This is a genomic window from Sphingomonas sp. PSPC2-2, from assembly GCF_049897725.1.
In the GTDB taxonomy this organism is placed as follows: Bacteria; Pseudomonadota; Alphaproteobacteria; order Sphingomonadales; family Sphingomonadaceae; genus Sphingomonas.
In genome coordinates this window covers 161,312-180,142 of record NZ_JAFCWU010000002.1, presented here as the reverse complement: position 1 = coordinate 180,142, position 18,831 = coordinate 161,312, and the positions used below count along the sequence as shown (strand labels likewise).

At 65.4% G+C, this 18,831-nt stretch carries 19 protein-coding genes, 1 tRNA gene and 1 pseudogene; 11 read left to right on the top strand and 10 right to left on the bottom strand.

The annotated features are described in order from the left end of the window. Positions 1 to 32: 32 nt before the first annotated feature. Entirely contained in the window at positions 33 to 1,343 is a 1,311-nt protein-coding gene (locus ACP7BY_RS05120) for a sensor histidine kinase (RefSeq protein ID WP_033964265.1), read from the top strand. Between the two features lie 28 nt (positions 1,344 to 1,371). On the opposite strand, the gene ACP7BY_RS05115 is transcribed toward ACP7BY_RS05120, so the two are convergent. Both ACP7BY_RS05115 and ACP7BY_RS05110 read right to left on the bottom strand, forming a co-directional pair. After that, the gene (locus ACP7BY_RS05115; protein ID WP_231564983.1) at positions 1,372 to 1,689 is read right to left on the bottom strand and encodes a hypothetical protein; all 318 of its coding nucleotides are present in this window, start codon (positions 1,687 to 1,689) and stop codon (positions 1,372 to 1,374) included. A gap of 99 nt (positions 1,690 to 1,788) precedes the next feature. Continuing rightward, complete coding sequence (locus ACP7BY_RS05110; RefSeq protein WP_033964266.1) at positions 1,789 to 2,241, bottom strand: GreA/GreB family elongation factor; 453 nt, start codon at positions 2,239 to 2,241, stop codon at positions 1,789 to 1,791. 78 nt (positions 2,242 to 2,319) lie between these two features. On the opposite strand from ACP7BY_RS05110, the gene ACP7BY_RS05105 reads away from it, so the two are divergent. Next, positions 2,320 to 4,179 (top strand): ABC-F family ATP-binding cassette domain-containing protein, encoded by a 1,860-nt coding sequence (locus ACP7BY_RS05105; protein WP_033964267.1) that lies wholly within the window; start codon positions 2,320 to 2,322, stop codon positions 4,177 to 4,179. Positions 4,180 to 4,185: 6 nt separating this feature from the next. On the opposite strand, the gene ACP7BY_RS05100 is transcribed toward ACP7BY_RS05105, so the two are convergent. Both ACP7BY_RS05100 and ACP7BY_RS05095 read right to left on the bottom strand, forming a co-directional pair. Beyond that, a tRNA-Leu gene (locus ACP7BY_RS05100) sits at positions 4,186 to 4,270 on the bottom strand. 38 nt (positions 4,271 to 4,308) lie between these two features. Beyond that, on the bottom strand, positions 4,309 to 4,755 hold the full coding sequence (locus ACP7BY_RS05095) for a helix-turn-helix domain-containing protein (RefSeq protein ID WP_052192253.1): 447 nt from the start codon (positions 4,753 to 4,755) through the stop codon (positions 4,309 to 4,311). Between the two features lie 190 nt (positions 4,756 to 4,945). Here ACP7BY_RS05095 and ACP7BY_RS05090 point away from each other — a divergent pair, with 190 nt between their 5' ends. Then, on the top strand, positions 4,946 to 5,869 hold the full coding sequence (locus ACP7BY_RS05090; protein ID WP_137902528.1) for a hypothetical protein: 924 nt from the start codon (positions 4,946 to 4,948) through the stop codon (positions 5,867 to 5,869). A gap of 6 nt (positions 5,870 to 5,875) precedes the next feature. On the opposite strand, the gene ACP7BY_RS05085 is transcribed toward ACP7BY_RS05090, so the two are convergent. Continuing rightward, positions 5,876 to 7,381 (bottom strand): YifB family Mg chelatase-like AAA ATPase, encoded by a 1,506-nt coding sequence (locus ACP7BY_RS05085; protein ID WP_033964270.1) that lies wholly within the window; start codon positions 7,379 to 7,381, stop codon positions 5,876 to 5,878. Between the two features lie 106 nt (positions 7,382 to 7,487). Here ACP7BY_RS05085 and ACP7BY_RS05080 point away from each other — a divergent pair, with 106 nt between their 5' ends. The 7 genes and pseudogenes from ACP7BY_RS05080 to ACP7BY_RS05050 all read left to right on the top strand — a co-directional run bounded on the left by ACP7BY_RS05080 (position 7,488) and on the right by ACP7BY_RS05050 (position 11,611). Further along, the gene (locus ACP7BY_RS05080; RefSeq protein WP_231564984.1) at positions 7,488 to 7,838 is read left to right on the top strand and encodes a hypothetical protein; all 351 of its coding nucleotides are present in this window, start codon (positions 7,488 to 7,490) and stop codon (positions 7,836 to 7,838) included. A gap of 101 nt (positions 7,839 to 7,939) precedes the next feature. Beyond that, on the top strand, positions 7,940 to 8,074 hold the full coding sequence (gene rpmH, locus ACP7BY_RS05075; RefSeq protein WP_010162954.1) for a 50S ribosomal protein L34: 135 nt from the start codon (positions 7,940 to 7,942) through the stop codon (positions 8,072 to 8,074). Between the two features lie 38 nt (positions 8,075 to 8,112). Then, positions 8,113 to 8,424 (top strand): annotated as a pseudogene (gene rnpA, locus ACP7BY_RS05070) (ribonuclease P protein component); the annotation flags it as partial. A 121-nt stretch (positions 8,425 to 8,545) separates the two neighbouring features. Next, on the top strand, positions 8,546 to 8,758 hold the full coding sequence (gene yidD / locus ACP7BY_RS05065) for a membrane protein insertion efficiency factor YidD (RefSeq protein WP_081988645.1): 213 nt from the start codon (positions 8,546 to 8,548) through the stop codon (positions 8,756 to 8,758). Between the two features lie 19 nt (positions 8,759 to 8,777). After that, on the top strand, positions 8,778 to 10,535 hold the full coding sequence (yidC, locus tag ACP7BY_RS05060) for a membrane protein insertase YidC (RefSeq protein WP_033964272.1): 1,758 nt from the start codon (positions 8,778 to 8,780) through the stop codon (positions 10,533 to 10,535). Beyond that, complete coding sequence (gene yihA, locus ACP7BY_RS05055; RefSeq protein WP_033964273.1) at positions 10,532 to 11,170, top strand: ribosome biogenesis GTP-binding protein YihA/YsxC; 639 nt, start codon at positions 10,532 to 10,534, stop codon at positions 11,168 to 11,170. The genes yidC and yihA overlap by 4 nt, the downstream gene beginning before the upstream one ends. 66 nt (positions 11,171 to 11,236) lie before the next feature. After that, positions 11,237 to 11,611 carry a hypothetical protein gene (locus ACP7BY_RS05050; RefSeq protein WP_033964274.1) on the top strand — a complete coding sequence of 125 codons (375 nt, stop codon included), beginning with the start codon at positions 11,237 to 11,239 and terminating at the stop codon, positions 11,609 to 11,611. A 506-nt stretch (positions 11,612 to 12,117) separates the two neighbouring features. On the opposite strand, the gene ACP7BY_RS05045 is transcribed toward ACP7BY_RS05050, so the two are convergent. The 5 genes from ACP7BY_RS05045 to ACP7BY_RS05025 all read right to left on the bottom strand — a co-directional run bounded on the left by ACP7BY_RS05045 (position 12,118) and on the right by ACP7BY_RS05025 (position 17,786). Next, positions 12,118 to 12,585, bottom strand: coding sequence for an OsmC family protein (locus ACP7BY_RS05045; RefSeq protein ID WP_033964276.1), 468 nt, complete (start codon positions 12,583 to 12,585; stop codon positions 12,118 to 12,120). Position 12,586: 1 nt separating this feature from the next. Beyond that, positions 12,587 to 13,726 carry a glutathionylspermidine synthase family protein gene (locus ACP7BY_RS05040; protein ID WP_137902527.1) on the bottom strand — a complete coding sequence of 380 codons (1,140 nt, stop codon included), beginning with the start codon at positions 13,724 to 13,726 and terminating at the stop codon, positions 12,587 to 12,589. Beyond that, positions 13,726 to 14,097, bottom strand: coding sequence for a hypothetical protein (locus ACP7BY_RS05035; RefSeq protein ID WP_137902526.1), 372 nt, complete (start codon positions 14,095 to 14,097; stop codon positions 13,726 to 13,728). The genes ACP7BY_RS05040 and ACP7BY_RS05035 overlap by 1 nt, the downstream gene beginning before the upstream one ends. A gap of 64 nt (positions 14,098 to 14,161) precedes the next feature. Next, positions 14,162 to 15,508 carry a chloride channel protein gene (locus tag ACP7BY_RS05030; protein WP_137902525.1) on the bottom strand — a complete coding sequence of 449 codons (1,347 nt, stop codon included), beginning with the start codon at positions 15,506 to 15,508 and terminating at the stop codon, positions 14,162 to 14,164. Between the two features lie 94 nt (positions 15,509 to 15,602). Further along, positions 15,603 to 17,786: a methyl-accepting chemotaxis protein gene (locus ACP7BY_RS05025; RefSeq protein WP_137902524.1), complete on the bottom strand. Its 2,184-nt coding sequence runs from the start codon at positions 17,784 to 17,786 to the stop codon at positions 15,603 to 15,605. Positions 17,787 to 18,159: 373 nt separating this feature from the next. On the opposite strand from ACP7BY_RS05025, the gene ACP7BY_RS05020 reads away from it, so the two are divergent. Beyond that, positions 18,160 to 18,828 (top strand): glutathione S-transferase family protein, encoded by a 669-nt coding sequence (locus tag ACP7BY_RS05020; RefSeq protein ID WP_033964299.1) that lies wholly within the window; start codon positions 18,160 to 18,162, stop codon positions 18,826 to 18,828. The last annotated feature ends 3 nt before the right edge of the window (positions 18,829 to 18,831 follow it).

The following is an 18,831-nucleotide window of genomic DNA, read 5'->3' as shown; positions in this document are numbered from 1 at the left end:
TGAAGCTCCTCCCGCGCAATCTCTCCGGCCAGATGGCGCTGCTGATCGCGGTGGCGCTGTTCGTCGCGCAGGCGATCAATTTCGGCTTATTGCTGCAGGAACGGCGTCAGGCACGGCTCGATCAGGCAACCGGGCCCGCCGTCACCCGCATCGTCGATGCCGACGAACGCATTGCGGCGGGCAAGAAGATCGGCGGCGGCGGATCGTGGAGCCGCACCCGCGTGCTGGCGGCCTCCCCGATCCCGGCCGGGGCGGAGCGGCTGGGCGATATCGAACAAGCGTTGCGCGCCGCGCTCACTGACGCTGGCGTCAAGGTAAACCGGATCGAAACGCAAGTGTTGCCGATCTCGCCGAACGATCCGCGTCTGCGCTATGTCAGCCAGTCCCGCATCGAACGCCTGCTCCGTGCGGGGGCGGAGCTCGTCGTCGCGGTCCAGCGGCCCGACGGGCAGTGGATTGCGCTCAACATCGGCTGGACGCGCAGCGATTCGACGATCCTGTGGCGGCTGTTCGCACAGACGGCGATTCTCTACGGCGTAGTGCTGGTGCCGTTGCTCTGGGCGGGACGCCGCATATCGCGCCCGCTACGCCGCCTGGCCACCGCCGCACGCGACTTCCACCCTAGTACCGCGACCGAACCGATCGTCGAGAGCGGTCCGCAGGACGTGCGCGACGTGATCGTGGCGTTCAACGCATTGCGGCTGCGCGTGACTGCCATGCTGGAGGAAAAAGATCGCATGCTCGGGGCGATCGGGCACGATCTACGTACCCCGTTGGCGGCGCTGCGCGTGCGGATCGAATCGGTCGAGGACGACACCGATCGCGCGAAAATGGCCGATACCATCGCCGAGATGAACCGCACGCTCGACGACATTCTGTCGCTCGCCAGGCTGGGTCGCCCGAGCGAACCGCCGACCGAGGTCGATCTGGCGGCATTGGTCGATGCCGTGGTCGAAGATTTTCGCGATCTTGGCCATTCGGTCGGCTTCGAAGAGGCCGATCGCCTGCAAGTGCGGCTGCGCCCCTCGCCCATGCGGCGCGCGCTGCGCAACCTGATCGAGAATGCGCTGAAATATGGCAAGTCGGCCGAGGTCACGCTCACCGCGACCCCGCACGAAGTGGTGATCGCGGTGTGCGATCGTGGCCCGGGCATCCCCGCCGATCGGCTGGGCGACGTGTTCGAAGCGTTCACCCGGCTGGAAACCTCCCGCAACAAGGAAACCGGCGGCATCGGGCTGGGCCTCGCACTTGCCCGCGCGATCGTGCGCGAGGCGGGCGGCGACATCACTTTGGAGAACCGCGACGGCGGCGGTCTGATCGCGCGGATTACGCTGGCCCGGTAACCGCGCGCGGCCAGACCTGCCCGAAGCGTTAGCCCGCCAGGCGCTTCCGGTTTGCGCGCACCGTGCGAGAATAGTGCCGGATGATCTTCTTGGTCGCCGTCGCAGGTGTAGTGCCCAAGCGGCCCGTCATCATCGCCATTTGCAGTTGCAGCGCCGCCGTCATCTTCTCATCGATCATGCGATGCGCCTCGGCATCGCTGGCGGCGTTGCCGTTGGGACCCGCCATCACCCGCTGCCAGGTGCGCAGCCCGATCACGGCCGAGGCCTCCAGCCCCAAGGTCCAGGCGTCCATCCCGATACCGAGCCAGGGATTGCCCATTGGGCCGAGCTTGCGGTTACGAGTCATCGGTCGCGGTCCTTGGTCGAATCTTTTCGGAAATCCACTCTGCCAACGCTTCTAGCCGTGATTCGCTGCCCACCTGCGAGCGTGCCGGGAAAGCCCGGCTCACGCCACCCCGATAATTTCGACCGCCTCGGCCTTACCGGCAAAATCGACCCGCTCTCCCACCTCCGCGCCGATCAGCGCGCGCGCCAGCGGTGCCTGGAAGCCGATGCGGCCCTCCGCCGGATCGGCCTCGTCGCCACCGACGATTTCGACCGTGCGGTCGGCACCGGCCAGGTGGTACGTCACGCGACTGCCGATACCGATCACGCCAGCAGGCGGCGCGGGTACGACTTCAGCGGTGGTCTGGCGCGTATGCCAATAGCGCAACTCGCGCAGCACCGCGTCGCGATCGACCGCCGCCGCATCGGCCAATGCCGCTTCGAGTTCGTTCACCTTGGCCCCGATCAGCGCCAGCCCACGCGGCGTGACCAGATTCGGCCCGGGCGCGATCGGCCGTTCGAACTTGGGCTCCAGATGTTCCTCGTCGCTTTCGCGACGGAAGGCGACGCTCATTCCGCTTCCTCTCGTGTTTGTTGTATAACGCGCTGCCGGACACTTGGGTGCAACGCAACAATCTGCTAGGCGCTGCCGATGCTGAATATCAATGGTATCACGGTGCGCCTCGGTGGGCGCGCGATCCTCGACGGTGCGAGCGCGGCCCTGCCCCCCAAGAGCCGGGTCGGCCTGATCGGGCGCAATGGTGCTGGCAAGTCCACGCTGATGAAGGTGATGATCGGCCAGCTCGAACCCGATCTCGGCGAGATCGAGATGCCGCGCGGCACCCGCATCGGCTATATCGCGCAGGAAGCGCCGAGCGGCACCACCACCCCGATCGAAGCCGTGCTCGCCGCCGATACCGAGCGCGCCGCGCTGCTGACCGAGGCCGAAACCTGCCAGGACCCGGATCGTCTCGGAGCCGTCTATGACCGGCTGACCGCGATCGACGCCTACACCGCCCCCGCGCGCGCCGCGCGCATTCTGGTCGGCCTTGGCTTTGACGAGGAAATGCAGGGCCGCCCGCTCGATTCCTATTCGGGCGGCTGGAAGATGCGCGTCGCGCTCGCTTCCCTGCTCTTTTCCGAACCCGATCTGCTGCTGCTCGACGAGCCCTCGAACCATCTCGATCTCGAAGCGACGCTGTGGCTCGAGAATTTCCTGAAAAGCTATCCGGCGATGATGGTCGTCATCAGCCACGAGCGCGATCTGCTCAACAATGTCGTCGACACGATCCTCCATCTCGAAGGCGGCAAGGTCCATCTTTACACCGGCGGCTATGACAGCTTCGAGCGCCAGCGTGCCGAGCGCGTCGCCCAGCTCGCCGCCGCCAAGGCCGCGCAGGATTCGCAGCGTGCCAAATTGAGCGAATATATCGCCAAGAACAGCGCCCGTGCCTCGACCGCCAAGCAGGCGCAGAGCCGCCAGAAGATGCTGGCGAAGATGCAGCCGATCGCGTCGATGGTCGAAGATCCGACGCTGTCGTTCGAATTCCCGAGCCCTGAAGAACTACGCCCGCCGCTGATCACGCTCGACATGGCAGCGGTCGGCTATGCCGACAAGCCGATCCTGCAGCGCCTCAATCTGCGGCTCGATCCCGATGATCGCGTCGCGCTGCTGGGCCGCAACGGCAACGGCAAGACTACGCTCGCCCGCCTGCTCGCCGCACAATTGCCGACGATGGACGGCGCGATGAACGCCAGCGGCAAGATGCGCGTCGGCTATTTCACCCAATATCAGGTCGAGGAACTCGACGGCGACGATACCCCGCTCGAACATATGACCCGCATGATGTCGGGCAAGACACCGGGTGCGGTGCGCGCGCAGCTCGGGCGCTTCGGCTTCTCGGGCGTCAAGGCGACGCAGAAGGTCGGCAAGCTTTCGGGCGGCGAACGCGCCCGCCTCGCGCTCGCACTGATCACGCGCGACGCGCCGCACATGCTGATCCTCGACGAGCCGACGAACCATTTGGACGTCGATGCGCGCGAAGCGCTGGTGCAGGCGCTCAATGCCTATGACGGCGCGGTCATCCTGGTCAGCCACGATCGCCACATGGTCGAACTCACCGCCGACCGGCTCGTGCTGGTCGATGGCGGCACCGCGAAGGAATATGCCGGCAGCATGGAGGATTATATCGCCTTCGTGCTGGCAGGCGATGGCGGTGGCGAAGGTGCCAAGGCCAAGGCCGCGAAGAAGGACGACAAGCCGCAACTGAGCGCCGCTGCGGTCGCCCTGCAAAAGCGCGCGCATGAGGCTGAGGCTTTGGTCGCCAAGCTCACCAAGCAGCTGGGTGCGATCGACCGCGCGATGCTCGATCCAAGCACCGCCGAGGCGTGGCTCGCGCGGCTAAGTCCGGCCGACTTGACCAAGCAGCACGCGCAGATTTCGAAAAAGCTGGAGGCCGCCGAGGCCGTGTGGTTCGAGATCAGCGAAACGCTGGAGCTGGCCGCAGCGTAACGTAGATGGTGCGGGTGGTCGGGGTCGAACCGACACTCCTTGCGGAACGGGATTTTGAGTCCCGCGCGTCTACCAATTTCACCACACCCGCAGCGTGGACGGTGCTGTTAGCCGCGACCGCGCCGGACATCAACCCCACATGCGCAGAAGCCAGCCCACCAAGATCAATACCGCGCAGATTGACAGCACCGCCGCCAGAATCGCCGGGACAGCGCTCTGTATTGCACGGCTCTCCAGACCGGGGGCCGCATCGCGTTCCGGCAATCGCTCAGCGAGATAGTGCGCGCGAACCGCCTCGGCGATCCAGGGCTCGGTCAAGCCGACGTGGCGTGCATAGGTGCGGGCAAAACCGACGGCGTAAAGCGCCGCGTGAAAAACGCGATAATCGGCGCGCTCGATCGCCTCGAGGTGGCGCTCGGGAATTCGCGTATGGCGGGACACATCGCGGAGCGACTCGCCCATCGCCTCGCGCGCGCTCTGCAACGCGGCACCTGGAAACGACTCGCGCCTGACAGGCGGCGCGACGTCGATTGAGACAAGGTCCGCTCCCCCGTACGCTTCGCCGTGTCCCGCCATACAATTCCCCCGCCCAATGGAATCGTTACGGCCCCATTTGAAATATTACACCCTATGGTTACCCAGTTTGATAAACATCACATGCGTCATTTGAGCAAATCGGGTAAGAGCCGTTCGCACAGGGCGGTGGGGAGCGATCGGATCGGTGCAACATTTGCAGTGGGAAGTTGCGGCGCGGCCGGGGAGCCGCATGATCGGTCGCATTGTCAGCCAGATGCAATTGGCGTCTGGACTGGATGTGGTCCGCGTTCTGGAAGAGCATCTCCAGCGAAAAATCCCGTTCGATCGAGCGATTTTCCTGCTAATGATCTTGCGCGGCAGTAGCGGCCTTCGCGCTTTCTGTAACGGTCTGGCGTCGACCGCGCCTTCGGTCGTGGACGGCATCAGTATCAATGCGGTCGCAATGTCGCTCAATCGACCGTTCGAGACGGTACGACGGCACGTCCACGCCTTGATCGACGACGGGATTTGCCAGCGCGTCGATCACGGCGTGAGCGTTCGGAGCGAGACGCTGGCCCTGCCCGCCTTTGCGACCTTGCTGCGTTCGCTGCACGACCACATGGTCAGTGTCATCGAAGATCTGTCACAGATGGGCGTTCCCCTGCCGCCAAATCATGTCGATCGTTTCTATGATCCGAACGCTACCATTGCAGCGGCGATCGACCTGGTGCTTGCGCCGTTCGATTACATTCGGGACGCGCATGCAAGCTGGCTCGAGCTTGTGGTCGTGCACACCGTGGCAACCGCCGGTGCGCGCAAGATCACGCGCGACCCGGAACTGAGCCGCCGCTATGGGGAAGCCGATACCGCTCCGCCCGAGGATTTGCGCGAGCCCATCGCCATCACCGTACTCGCCCGTACCTTACGCATGAGCTATTCGACGGTCCGGCGGGAGGTCGAAAGTGCGGTCGCATCGGGAAAGCTGACGCGTGCCGGACACGGCGTCCTGGCCACCGACGCATATCTGAGGTCGGCCGCGATCGTCCAGGCCGGAGCGCGTGCCACCGCGCACTGCGCACACGTCTTGCGGAGGCTGGGTCCAGGCGGATTTCGCTTCGATAATCCGACGCACTGCTATCTCGACGGCAAGCCGGCGTTCCTCACCTTCGACTGAGCCCGACTAATTGCGAGGTGCCTGACGGCGATAGCTTAGCGCCTCGGCAACATGAATGCGCCCGACCGTCTCGGCACCGGCCAAGTCGGCAATCGTCCGCGCAACCCGCAGGATGCGCGTATAGCCCCTTGCCGACAAACGCATCGCTTCCGACGCTTGCGCCAGCAGCGTGCATCCTGCCGCATCGGGAGTGGCGACGGCGTCGAGCAAAGCGCCGTCCGCATCGGCGTTGGTGCGCGCCGCATGGTCAGCATAGCGCGTTCGCTGCACCGCCCGCGCCGCCGCGACACGCCCCGCGACCTCGGCCGAGCCTTCGCTTGGCGGCGGCAACACCAGATCGGCGGCGCTCACGGCCTGCACCTCGATATGCAGATCGATGCGGTCGAGCAGCGGCCCCGAGACCTTCGCCTGATAGTCGGCTGCACAGCGCGGCGCGCGCGAACAGGCAAGCGCCGCGTCGCCCAGATGACCGCAACGACACGGGTTCATCGCCGCGATCAATTGCACCCGCGCCGGGAAAGTGACGTGGGCATTGGCACGTGCGACGCTGACGGTCCCGGCTTCCAGCGGCTGGCGCAGCGAATCGAGCACGGCGCGCTGAAATTCCGGTAGTTCGTCCAGAAACAGCACGCCCAGATGCGCGAGGCTGACCTCGCCCGGTTTGACCTTCAACCCGCCGCCGACCAGCGCCGCCATCGACGCGGAATGATGCGGCGCGCGGTACGGCCGCTGGCGAGTCAGCCGCCCACCGGTCAGCGTCCCCGCGACGCTCGCCACCATCGACACCTCGAGCGCCTCGCTCGCATCGAGCGGCGGCAGAATTCCCGGCAGGCACGATGCCATCAGCGATTTGCCCGCGCCCGGCGGCCCCACCATCAGCAGATTATGTCCGCCCGCCGCCGCGATTTCGAGCGCACGCTTGGCCGTCTCCTGCCCTTTAACCTGGCGCAGATCGGGCCCGTGGCCGACATCGTCCGCGTCGCCGGGCAACGGCTCGCTCAGCAGGCCATGCCCCTTGAAATGGTTGATCAGCGACAGGATGTCGGGTGCCGCCAGCACCCCCTGCCCCGCCCAGGCCGCTTCCGAGCCCTGCGCCGCCGGGCACACCAGCCCCATCCCGCGTTCCGACGCATGCAGCGCCGCCAGCAACACCCCCGGCGACGGCGCGATTCGCGCGTCGAGCCCGAGTTCGCCCACCACGACATAATCGCTCAGCGTCTCCGCATCGACCACGCCCATTGCGCCCAGCAGCGCCAGCGCGATCGGCAAATCGAAATGCGATCCTTCCTTGGGCAAATCCGCCGGGGACAGGTTGACCACGATCCGCTTGGGCGGCAGCGCCAGCCCCATCGCCGCAATCGCCCCGCGCACCCGCTCGCGGCTTTCCGCCACCGCTTTGTCGCCCAGTCCAACGACGTTGAAGGCGGGTAAGCCCGGGATCAACTGCACCTGCACCTCGACCGCGCGCGCCTCGAGGCCGAGATACGCCACCGTGGATACGCTTGCTGCCATCTGTGATCCCCCCGGACGCCGCTGGAGCATACCGGGTTTTCCGGCAGAGGGAACAGCGCCGGGCGGCGTCTTGCGCAAACAAGACACCGGCCCCACATGCCTGTCGATGATGACGTCCCGTAATCCGCTGGTCCGCACGGGCCTTGTTTCCGGTGGCGTGGTGCTGGTGATTCTCTCGCCGATCGTCGGCGCGATTCCGGGGCCAGGCGGCATCTTCGTGTTTGCCGCCGGCCTCGCGCTGGTGCTGCAAAACTCGCACCGCGCCAAAAAGCATTTCGTCACCGCCAAGCGCCGCTGGCCCAGGCTCGGCCATTATGCCGATATGGGATTGCGCCGCCAAAGCGCCGCACGCCGCCGCGCGCGCGACCGGGAAGCGCGGGAAGACGGCCCGCCCGCCAGCTTTCGCGCGCGGCTCGCCGAGATCCTCGCACCACCAACCAACGATCGCACACGTTGACTTTCCGGCACGTCCTCGGTAAGCGCGCACCTTCAAGGCCGTCCTCGTGGCGGCCATTTTCTATTTCGACGTGCCCCGTGCAGAATTTTAGGGAATGAACGATGAAGCGGACCTTTCAGCCGAGCAATCTGGTGCGCGCACGCCGCCACGGGTTCCGCTCGCGCATGGCGACCCCGGGCGGTCGCAACGTGATTCGCGCGCGCCGCAACCGCGGCCGCAAGAAGCTCTCGGCGTAAGCGTACCCGTCGGCCCTGCCGACCTACGCACGCTCACCCGCCGCGCGGATTTTCTCGCGGCGAATGCGGGAAAGCGCGCACCCATGCCGGGATTCGTCCTGCAAGTGCGCCCCCGCGGTGATGGCGATCCCGCCATGCGGGTCGGCTACACCGTCACCAAGAAAATCGGCAACGCCGTGGTTCGCAATCGCATGAAACGGCGGTTGCGGGCCTTGGCGCGCGAGCTGCTGCCCGAAAAGGGCGTGCCCGGTGCCGACCATGTGCTGATCGGCCGCAACGGCGGAATCGAGCGCGATTTCGCCACATTGCGGGCCGAACTCACCAAAGCATTGGCGAAGGCGGCACGGTGAAGGATCACCCCACTCCGTTCGTGCTGAGCTTGTGGAAGCACAGCTCGCTACACGCATCGACGCTCGTGCGGCTGGGGCCCTTCGACAGGCTCAGGGCGAACGGTCATACCGACGCCTCGCCGTGCTGACTCGCCTCCTCATCCTGCTGGTACGCGGCTGGCAAATTGGCCCCTCGGCGGTATTGCCGCCATCGTGCCGCTACACCCCAAGCTGTTCCGCCTATGCAATCACCGCGCTTCGCCGCTATGGCGCAGTGAAAGGCGGGTGGTTGGCAACCAAGCGAATCGCGCGGTGCCATCCCTGGGGCGGGTACGGACCCGATCCAGTGCCCTGATCGAACGGAAGACACCCGCGTGAAAGAAGATACCCGGAATTTCATCCTGTTCGCGGTGCTGGCCGCGATCATTCTGCTGGGCGGCAATTTCCTGTCGGCTCGCTATTTCCCGCATGTCGCCAACCCGCCCGCGACCAAGCTGGTCGATGGCAAGAGCCAGGTTGTCCCTCCGCCCAGCGGAAGCCCGGCCGCGACGACCCCGGCGCAGGTTCGCGATCTGGAAATCGTTCGCCGCGAAACCCCGCGTGTGGCGATCCAGACCGCCGATCTGCAAGGCTCGATCAACCTGAAGGGCGCGCGGATCGATGATCTGACGCTGACCAAATACAAGCAGACGATCGACAAGAATTCCCCGCCGATCCGCCTGCTGTCGCCGCGCGGCACCAAGGATGCGTATTTCGCGGGCTTCGGCTGGAATGGTGACGGCGTCACCGTCCCCAATGGCGATACCGTCTTCACCGCCAATGGCACGACGCTGACCTCCAATACGCCGGTCACGCTCTATTGGGACAACAAGCAGGGCCAGCGCTTCGCGCTGACCTTCGCGGTCGATGCCAAATATATGTTCACGGTGCGCCAGACCGTCGCCAATGCCGGCCCCGCGCCGATTTCGCTGCGCCCCTATGCGCTCGTCTCGCGCGCCGGCGTCGGCACCGAGGCCGATACCTGGACCAACCATATCGGCCCGATCGGCGTGTTCGACAAAGGTGCCACCTATGACATCACCTTTGACAATCTGAAGGGCAAGGAAGCGAGCTTCCTCGGCAAGATCTGGGGCAATTCGGCCAAGGCTGGCGAGAATTTCTTCAATTCCACCGGCGGCTGGCTCGGCTTCGGCGACAAATACTTCCTCGCCGCCGTCATCCCCGATCACGGCGCGCCGGTTCGGGCGGGCTTCCACGCTGCAAACGGCGACGTGTTCCAGGGCGATTTCACGCTCGCCCCGCGCGTCGTCGCACCGGGCAAGGCGCTCGTCTCGACCGCCAAATTCTTCGCCGGTGCCAAGGAAACCAACACGCTCGACCGGTATGAGGATCGCCTCGGCATCCAGCATTTCGGCAAGGCGATCGATTGGGGCTGGTTCGAGATCGTCGAAAAGCCGATCTTCAAATATCTCGACTGGTTGTTCCGCATGATCGGCAACTTCGGCGTCGCGATCATCCTGCTCACCGTCACCATCCGCACTTTGATCTTCCCCGTCGCGCAGCGTCAGTTCGCCTCGATGGCCGCCATGAAGGCGATCCAGCCGAAGATGAAGGCGATCCAGGAAAAGTATAAGGACGACAAGGCCCGCGCCCAGCAGGAAGTGATGGCGCTGTACAAGGCCGAAAAGGTCAACCCGCTCGCGGGCTGCCTGCCGACCCTGATCCAGATCCCGATCATGTATTCGCTGTACAAGGTGCTGCTGCTGACGATCGAAATGCGGCATCAGCCGTTCGTCGGCTGGATCCACGATCTGTCGGCACCCGACCCTGCGACGATCCTCAACCTGTTCGGCTATCTGCCCTATCACCTGCCGTCGTTCCTCGCGATCGGCGTGGTGCCGGTGCTGCTCGGCGTGTCGATGTTCTTCCAGTTCAAGCTGAACCCGGCACCGATGGACGAAGCGCAAAAGCAGGTCTTCGCGATCATGCCGTGGATGCTGATGTTCGTGATGGCCCCGTTCGCGGTCGGCCTGCAGGTCTACTGGATCACCTCCAACCTGTGGACCGTCGCGCAGCAGCGCCTGCTCTACGCCCGCCATCCCGGCCTCAAAGAACCGGCGGTGAAGAAGTGAGTTTCGAGCCGGAAGACATTGAAGCCGCGCGCAAGCTCTTCGCCGGGCCGATCGCGTTCCTCAAATCGGCGCCGACGATCGAGTTCCTGCCCGATGCGGTGGTGCCCGAAGTGGCGTTTGCCGGGCGCTCCAACGTCGGCAAATCGTCGCTGCTCAATGCGCTGACCGGGCGCAATGCGCTCGCGCGCACCTCGAACACGCCGGGCCGCACGCAGGAATTGAACTTCTTCGACGTCGGCAACCCGCTGGCGTTCCGCTTGGTCGACATGCCCGGCTACGGCTTTGCCAAGGCACCCAAGGACATGGTCAAGAAGTGGCGCTTCATGGTCAATGATTTCCTGCGCGGGCGCGACGTGCTCAAGCGCGCGCTGGTGCTGATCGACGCGCGCCACGGCATCAAGGATGTCGACCGCGACATCCTCGAAATGCTCGACAAGGCGGCGGTCAGCTACCGCATGGTCATCACCAAGGCCGACAAGATCAAGGCGAGCGAACTGGCCGAGGTCACCCAGGCCACCGCCGACGAAGCGCGCAAGCGCCCGGCGGCGCACCCCGAGATTCTGGTGACGTCGAGCGAAACCGGCCTCGGCATCCCCGAACTGCGCGCGGCGGTGATCGAGGCGGTCACCAGCTAAGCGGGGTTTCGGCGCACGTTGGCGATCACCCACATCTGCGCTACAGTGACTCTTATGACTCGTCCGATGCGCCCCGCTCTGCTGCTCCTTTCCGCCGCTGCGGGTTTGCCGACGGCAGGCTTCGCCCAGCAGCAAGCGACCGTGCCGGCTACTCCTGCTGTGGCTGCAGCGGCGGCACCGTCTTCGGGCGACACGATCCGGCTGTCCGACAAGGAACGCGACGCCATCCTCAACAGCAACACCGTGGAAAGCGCCGCCGCCGCCCGCGGCGAGCGCCTCCCAGGCACCGGTCCCGGCATTCACGGCGAAATCGGCGCGATGATCGGATCGAACGGCACGCGCGGCATCTACGGCACCGCCGCGATCCCGCTCGGCGACAATGCCGGTGCGGTCGTGTCGTTCGAGAGCAGCCAATATAACTGGCCCCGCCGCTCGCGCTGACCGCCTGCGCAGGGGCGCAACGCCTTTCCATAAAGCCCTTCCCAGGCGAAAGCCGGGGTCCAGGCGAGGAACGGCACAGGGCGAGCGCTAAAGCGGGATGACGTTACTTCGATCCGGGGAAGCCCCTCCCCTTCAGGGGAGGGGTTGGGGTGGGGCCTCTCCCCGCGTGCGCCGGTCTCGGTGAGACGGATAGGCCCCACCCCCAACCCCTCCCCTGAAGGGGAGGGGAGTCCGTCAAACGTCATCACACTCTAGCGCTTGATAAGTTCCACCTTCGCAACTGGGCCCCGGCCTTCGCCGGGGAAGCACGTTTTGAGCGCGCGCTGATCGAACCTTACGAAAGCGTTGTCCTACACGCGGGAAGTATGAAAATCTCGCCCCGCATGCTCTTTCTCATCGTTGCCGCCATCGACCGTACTCGGTTCATCGACAGCAAGACGAGATTGGTCGCACTCCGCCTATAACGCGCCCTTACCTTCGTTACCTTCCGAGTCGGGCGCACCGGATCACCGCTCGATATAGGTCGCCGCATATTCGACCGGGAAATTCACCGATCGCGCGATGAAGCAATGCGCGTGGATGCGCGCGTGGATCGCATCCGCCACCGCCAGATCGCTCCCCGCGAGCAGCTCGATCCGCGGCCGCAGCACCGCCTTCACGAACCGCCCCGTCCCATCGGGCGCGCTTTCGCCGATGCCGAGCGGGTCGTCGGTATAGGCGGTCACCACCACCCCGGCGACGCTCGCCAGATGCAGATACCACAGCATGTGACAGCCCGAGAGCGTCGCCAGCAGCAAATCCTCGGGGTTGGGCAGGCCCGGATCGCCGCCCAGCAACGGATCGTTCGAGCACTCGATCACCGGCTTGCCCGGCGTCACGATCTGCCACGTCCGGTCATAGCCGCGATACTGCCGCGTCCCCTCGCCGCGATTGCCGGTCCAGGCGATCCGCGCGGTGTACTGGTGCTCGGACATATTACCCTTCGATGATGTGCGGCACGAAGCGCGCGGTGTTGCCGGTGATCGGCCCGTCCTCGCGAATGCCCATCCCCGCCGGCGCGCCATCGACGATCCATGCGCCCAGCACCGGGCGCTGCTCGCCGCTGCCGGGCAGATCGTACAGCGCCTGATAGACGAAGCCTTCCTCGCCATAATCGCCGCCGGTCTCGGCCAGCGTCGCCCCGCCCTTCACAAGCGTGACATTGGCCCCCTCGCGCGCCAGCAACGGCTTGCGGACATGGTCGCCGACAAGCGGTGCCCGCCGCGTCTCCAGCAAATTGGGGTGCCCCGGATACAGCTCCCACAGCACCGCCAGGATCGCCTTGTTGCTCCACAACATCTTCCAGATCGGCTCGATCCACAAAGTGCTGCTCAGGCTCTCGATCAGCTCGCCGCCGAACGGCTCGTTGACCAGCCATTCCCACGGATAGAGATGGAAGATCGCGTCGATCGGCATGTTGTCGAGATCGACGAAGCGCCGACCCGCACTATCCCAGCCCAGATCCTTCAGCTCGATCAGCCGCGTGTCGACCCCCGCCGCGCGCGCGGTGTCGGCGAGATAGGCGGTGGTCACGCTATCCTCCCCCGCCGCATCCGCGATATGCGCCAGATAGAGCGCGCTGCTCCCCGGCGGCGGCGCGATGTCGCGCCATTTGGCGATCAGCGCCTCGTGCAGGCTGTTATACTGGTCATGGCTTGGGAAGACCGCTTCCTTCCAGTCCCACTGGATCACCGCCGCCTCGATCAGCGAGGTCGGCGTGTCGCAATTGAACTCGAACAGCCTGGGCGGACCAGACCCGTCATAGCCCAGGTCGAACCGCCCGAAATTGAGCGCCGGTGGCTCGGCATTCCAGGAATCGTAAATCGCATTGTGGCAGAAAGCGGGAATGCCGAAATCGCCGAGCAATTCGCGGTCGAGCACATGCTGCCCGGCGGCGAGGAACATCTCGTACAGCTCGGCACTGGCGCGCTCGATCGTCTCGATCTCGGCCAGCGAAAAGCGATAGCAGGCGCTTTCGTCCCAATAAGGCTGGCCGCCAACGCTATGCCAGACGAGGCCAAGCTCCTCGACCCGCGCCTGCCAGTCGCGGCGCGGGCTGCAATCGGTGCGGCGCATCACTCGCCCGCCCCGCCGCCGAAACCGCGTGCGCTCATCCCGAAGCCGCCGCGCGACACCGTCGCCGAGGAGGCGCGCGCATAGCCGACGCCCGCGCGTGGCGTGGTGTAACCGCCCGAAAGCGCCTCGCCCATCGCGGGCACGCGGCCGCCACGCCCGATATAATACCAGCCGCCGGCACCGCCGCCAGTCCGCCCGTTGGTGCCGCGCGCGCAATAAGCATCATCGACGCGCACGCCCGCGGCATCGCGGCACACCGCGACATCAGACTTGGCGACATCGGAAGACGGGCTGCACGCCCCCACCAGCAACGCTGTCGCCACCGCGCTGGTGATCGGCAACACCCTCGGATCGAATGTGCGCTTGGCCATGGCTTTCTCCCCCCTCGGCGAACGCTATAGAGCGGAAAATGCGGCAGGAATAGCGGAACCCGGCTTACGCCGCCTTGCCCTCGACCAGCGCCAGGAACGGCTTGGCGAGGCCATGATACAGCCGCTCGCGGCAGACAAAGGCGCTTGCCCCGTCGGCGATCAGCGCGGTCGCGAACAGCGGCAGGATCAGCCCGCGTGCCGCCGTCGCCTCCATCACGATAATCACGGCGGTCAGCGGCGCACGCACCACGCCGACGAAATAGGCGGTCATGCCCAGCAGCACCACCGCCCCTGCGGGCTGGTTATGGAACACCCCGGCCAGCAAATTGCCGAACCCCGCCCCCACCGCCAGCGACGGCGCGAAGATGCCGCCCGGCGCGCCGCTCAGCGTCGTCGCCAGCGCGGCGAGGAACTTGGCCGGGCCGAACCAGTCCGACTGGCCATGCCCCTCGACCAGCAACCGCGTCGCGCCATAGCCCGTGCCCCAGGTCGCGCCGCCGGTCGCAATGCCAAGCACCGCCACCGTCAGCCCGCATCCGGCCGCGAACAGGATCGGATGCGCCCGCGCCGCCGCGATCGGCCGCCAACGCGCACCCGCAAACCCCAGCACCAGCCGCGAGAACAGCCCGCCCGCAGCGCCGCCCAGCACGCCCGCCACGGGCGTGATCATCAGCACCGCCGACACGCCCAGCGTCTCGCGCATCGCGCCGAAATAGACATAGTCCCCAGCAATGCCGAGGCTGACCAGCCCGGCGATCATCACCGCGCCCATCACCAGCACCGCGACGCGCTGTTCATAAGCCGCCGCCAGTTCCTCGATCGCAAAGGCGACGCCGGCGAGCGGCGTATTGAACGCCGCCGCCACGCCCGCCGCGCCGCCCGCGATCAGCACGCCCGCGGTGATCGGCACGCGCAGATAGCGATGCACCTTGACCATGATCGCCGCGCTGATCTGCACCGTCGGCCCCTCGCGCCCGACCGAGGCCCCGCCGAGCAGCATCACCACCGTCAGCACGAATTTGACGCTCGCCGTCCACAGCGACACCAGCGCGTTGCTCGGCGGTGTATCGGGCGCGCGACTGGCGGCGATCACCTGCGGAATGCCCGATCCGCGCGCATAAGGCGCGCTCCGCCGCGTCACCCACACCACCGCGGCGAACAGCGCCGGGGTCAGCAGCAGCGGTGCATAAGGCCAGTGCGCGATCAGCGTCGCAAAGGCCCCCTGCGCACGATCGCTGATCGCGGCGAAAGCGAGCGCCACCAGCCCCAGCAGCACCGCGCCCACACCCGTCGCCAACCGCCGTCGCGCCCGCAGCAATTCCGCACCGGCATGGCGCGCACCGCGCCGTCGCCACACGATCGAAACCAGCCGGACGAGATAGGGGGCATTGCGATTCATGCCCGCGTTCATGCGCGATCACTTTGCGTGATACCACCCCGTATCGGCGGCATCGCAGATCGTGCGACACCACCGATACGGGGCTCTTCCTGGTCTTCAAGCCGTCTTAGTGACGGACCCACGCCCCCTGTTGCAATGCGGCTTGCGTCGCCACCGGACGACGCTGACCGTTGGTGAGTGCGCGCGATCCTGCCCCCGGTTTTGCGGACGTGTCGACCTTGAACTGCGACGCTTGCGCACTCAGCGACACCACTTCGGTCGACAGGTTGCGCGCGGCGGCCGACGTTTCCTCAACCATCGCCGCATTCTGTTGAGTCGAACGGTCCATTTCGTTGATTGCCGCGCTGATCTCGGTGATCGCCGACGATTGCGCCTGGCTGTCCGATGCCATCGAGCCGAGCAGCTTATGCACCGCATCGACATCGCCAGCGATGTTCGCCAGCGCCACATCGACCCGCTCGACCGCCTTCACCGCCGTCACAATCTCGGTTTGCGTCACGGTCAGTTGGTCACGCGCGCGCTTCGCTTCCTCCTCGGCACGCATGGCGAGCGCGCTCACCAGATCGGCAACGACGGCGAAGCCCCGGCCCGCGTCGCCGGCACGCCCCGCCTCAACCGCTGCGTTCATCGCCAGCACCCGCGTCTGGAAAGCGATCTTGTCGAGGCCCTCAATGACGCTGTCGATTCCCTCCGCGCTATGGCTCACCCGGCCCATCGCCTGCACCGCCTCGTCTGCGGTTTCGCGGCCACCGCCGACCGTCGCAATCGCTTGATCGGCCCGCGCGACCGTCTGTCCGGAGGCGACCGCGGTCGCCTTGAGACGATTGTCCATCTGGGCAATCGCGGCAGAGGTTTCCTCAAGGCTTGCCGCATTGCTTTCGGTACGCCGCGCCAGGTCTTCCGATGCCTGAGCAATCTCGCCCGATCCCGTCAGGATGCCCGCCGTGCTTTCCCCCACCGCGCCGATCAGCGTACGCAGATTCAACAGGGCCGAATTGAAGTTGTTCTTCAACTCGTCAAATTCCGGGGCGAACGTTGTGGTAATGTCGACCGTCAAATCGCCGCGCGACAAACCTCCAAGGTTGGTTAATAGCGTGTCGACGACCAGAAGCGATTTCGCTTGCTCCTCTGCGCGCCGCGTGATGCTGGTTTTGAGATCGCCCTGCATCTTCCGCAAGGATTCGGCCAGGGTGCCAACCTCATCGACCTGTTGGATGTGCAGCGTTTGATCGAGCTGTTCTCGCGCGATGCCATCGGCAAACTCGGCGCATTCGCGGATCGGGCGGGCAATACGGGCAGCGGCCAGGGAAATCGCGAAGATCGCAGCGACGGCTACGCCGAGGCCAAGCACAAGCTGCCAGACGACCCCCGAGATCGCACGTGAACCGAGCGTAGCGCTAAGCGTATCGGCCTGCGCCAGAACCAGAGCACGTGGCACCGAGATGACCACCGACCATGGGGTCGTACTGCGCCCGAGATGGATCGGCGAATAGACGTCGATATTGGTCTGCTTCGCGTCGTCAAGCACCTTGGCCTCACCCGATCGTACGATCCCTTCCAATTGCGACCAACGCGGATCGACCGACGCGGCCGGCTTTCCGATCGAGGACGGGTCGGCGCTGTTTGCGGCGATCAGGCCGGTATCGCTGACAATCAGCATCACGCCCTTGCCCGAAAACAGCGAGCTATTGGTCTTGATCGCCAATTTCTGCAGAAAATCGAGATCGTAATCCGCACCGGCAACGCCCACGAACTTGCCGCCGACCGAGATCGGCACCGACATCGTCGCCAGAAATACGCGCTTGCCCTGCACCGTATAGGGCAACGGGCCAAGGATGCTTTCCTGATTGTTGGTGCGCGGCCCAAGATACCAGCCACCTTTGACCAGCCCGTTGGGATGGCGCTCGGCGCTGTTATATTCGACCAGCGGCTGGATCGCGACGCTGCCATTGGCCGCACGCGTCCAATAGGGCAGATAGCGTCCGCTATCGTCCGACCCCTTGGCGCGATTATTGACGAACGCTGCGTCCGCGCCGTCGATCGCATTCGGCTCCCATGCCGAATAGGTGCCGTTGAAGCCGGGGTTTTGTTCCAGAACCCTCCGCATGATCGCGTTGAACTGGTCGCGCCGCGCGCCGCTCGGCGTGCTGCCAACCAGTACCGCGAAGGACTGAGCAGTCGTTCGGGCCGCATCGAATGCAACGTTCAATGCGCCCTTCACGGTGTCCGCCTCGACCGCCGCTCGATTTTGCAGCGTATCCTTGGCCTGGCTGCTGACAATCCCGCCCACTTCGCTGCTGACATACAGATGCGAGGTGAGCGATGAAATCGCGCTGATCGCAACAAGAATTATGACAGTTATTCCCAAACACAGCCCGGAGATTGTCGCGATCTTTCGCTGTAAGGAACGAATCGAGTCGAGGCGTTTCATCAAATTCATTGCGTCTTCCAATTTGCGACGAATTAACGCCAAGCGACAGGAGACGCGGCACGACAAAGCGAAACGTCAGTTCTATCATAGGAAATTCGACGACGGATCTTCGGTACGGCCGAACAATATTTGCCCCTCGTCTCCGGAGTCAGCCCGGGCGATCGGCATCACCATCGCCCGGGTTCCCGTCGCCATGTTGCACCCCGCGCGCGCCTCGCTTAGGCAGGGCCCCATGAAACTGATCATCGGCAACAAGGCCTATTCCTCCTGGTCGCTGCGCGGCTGGCTTGCGTGCAAGCAATCGGGCCTGCTGTTCGAGGAAGCGGTCGTGCCGCTGTACGATGCCGAATGGGACAAGCGCCGCGAGGGCGACGAATTCGCGCCCTCCTCGGGCAAGGTGCCGATCCTGTGGGATGGCGATGCGGTGGTGTGGGACAGCCTCGCCATCGTCGAATATCTCGCGGAAAAGACCAGCCGCGACCTGTTCTGGCCGGAGGACACCGCCGCGCGCGCGATGGCGCGGTCGATGGCGGCGGAAATGCACTCCAGCTTCACCGCGCTGCGCCGCAAGCACAGCATGAACGTCCGCCAGATCTTCCCGCCGCAACGCCCGGATGAGGACGTTCTGGCCGATCTCGGGCGGATCATGGAGCTATGGGCGCAGGCCCGCGCGCGCTTTGGTGGCGACGGCGATTTCCTCTTCGGCGCGTTCGGGGCAGCGGACATCATGTACGCGCCTGTCGTCACCCGAATCGTCACCTATTCGCTCCCCGTCGCACGCTTTGCGACGTCCTATATGGACGCGGTGCTGCATCACCCCTTTATGCAGGACTGGATCGCCTCGGCGCAGGAAGAGGAATGGGTGATCGAGCAGTTCGAACAACCCGCAACCCGGGCCTGACGA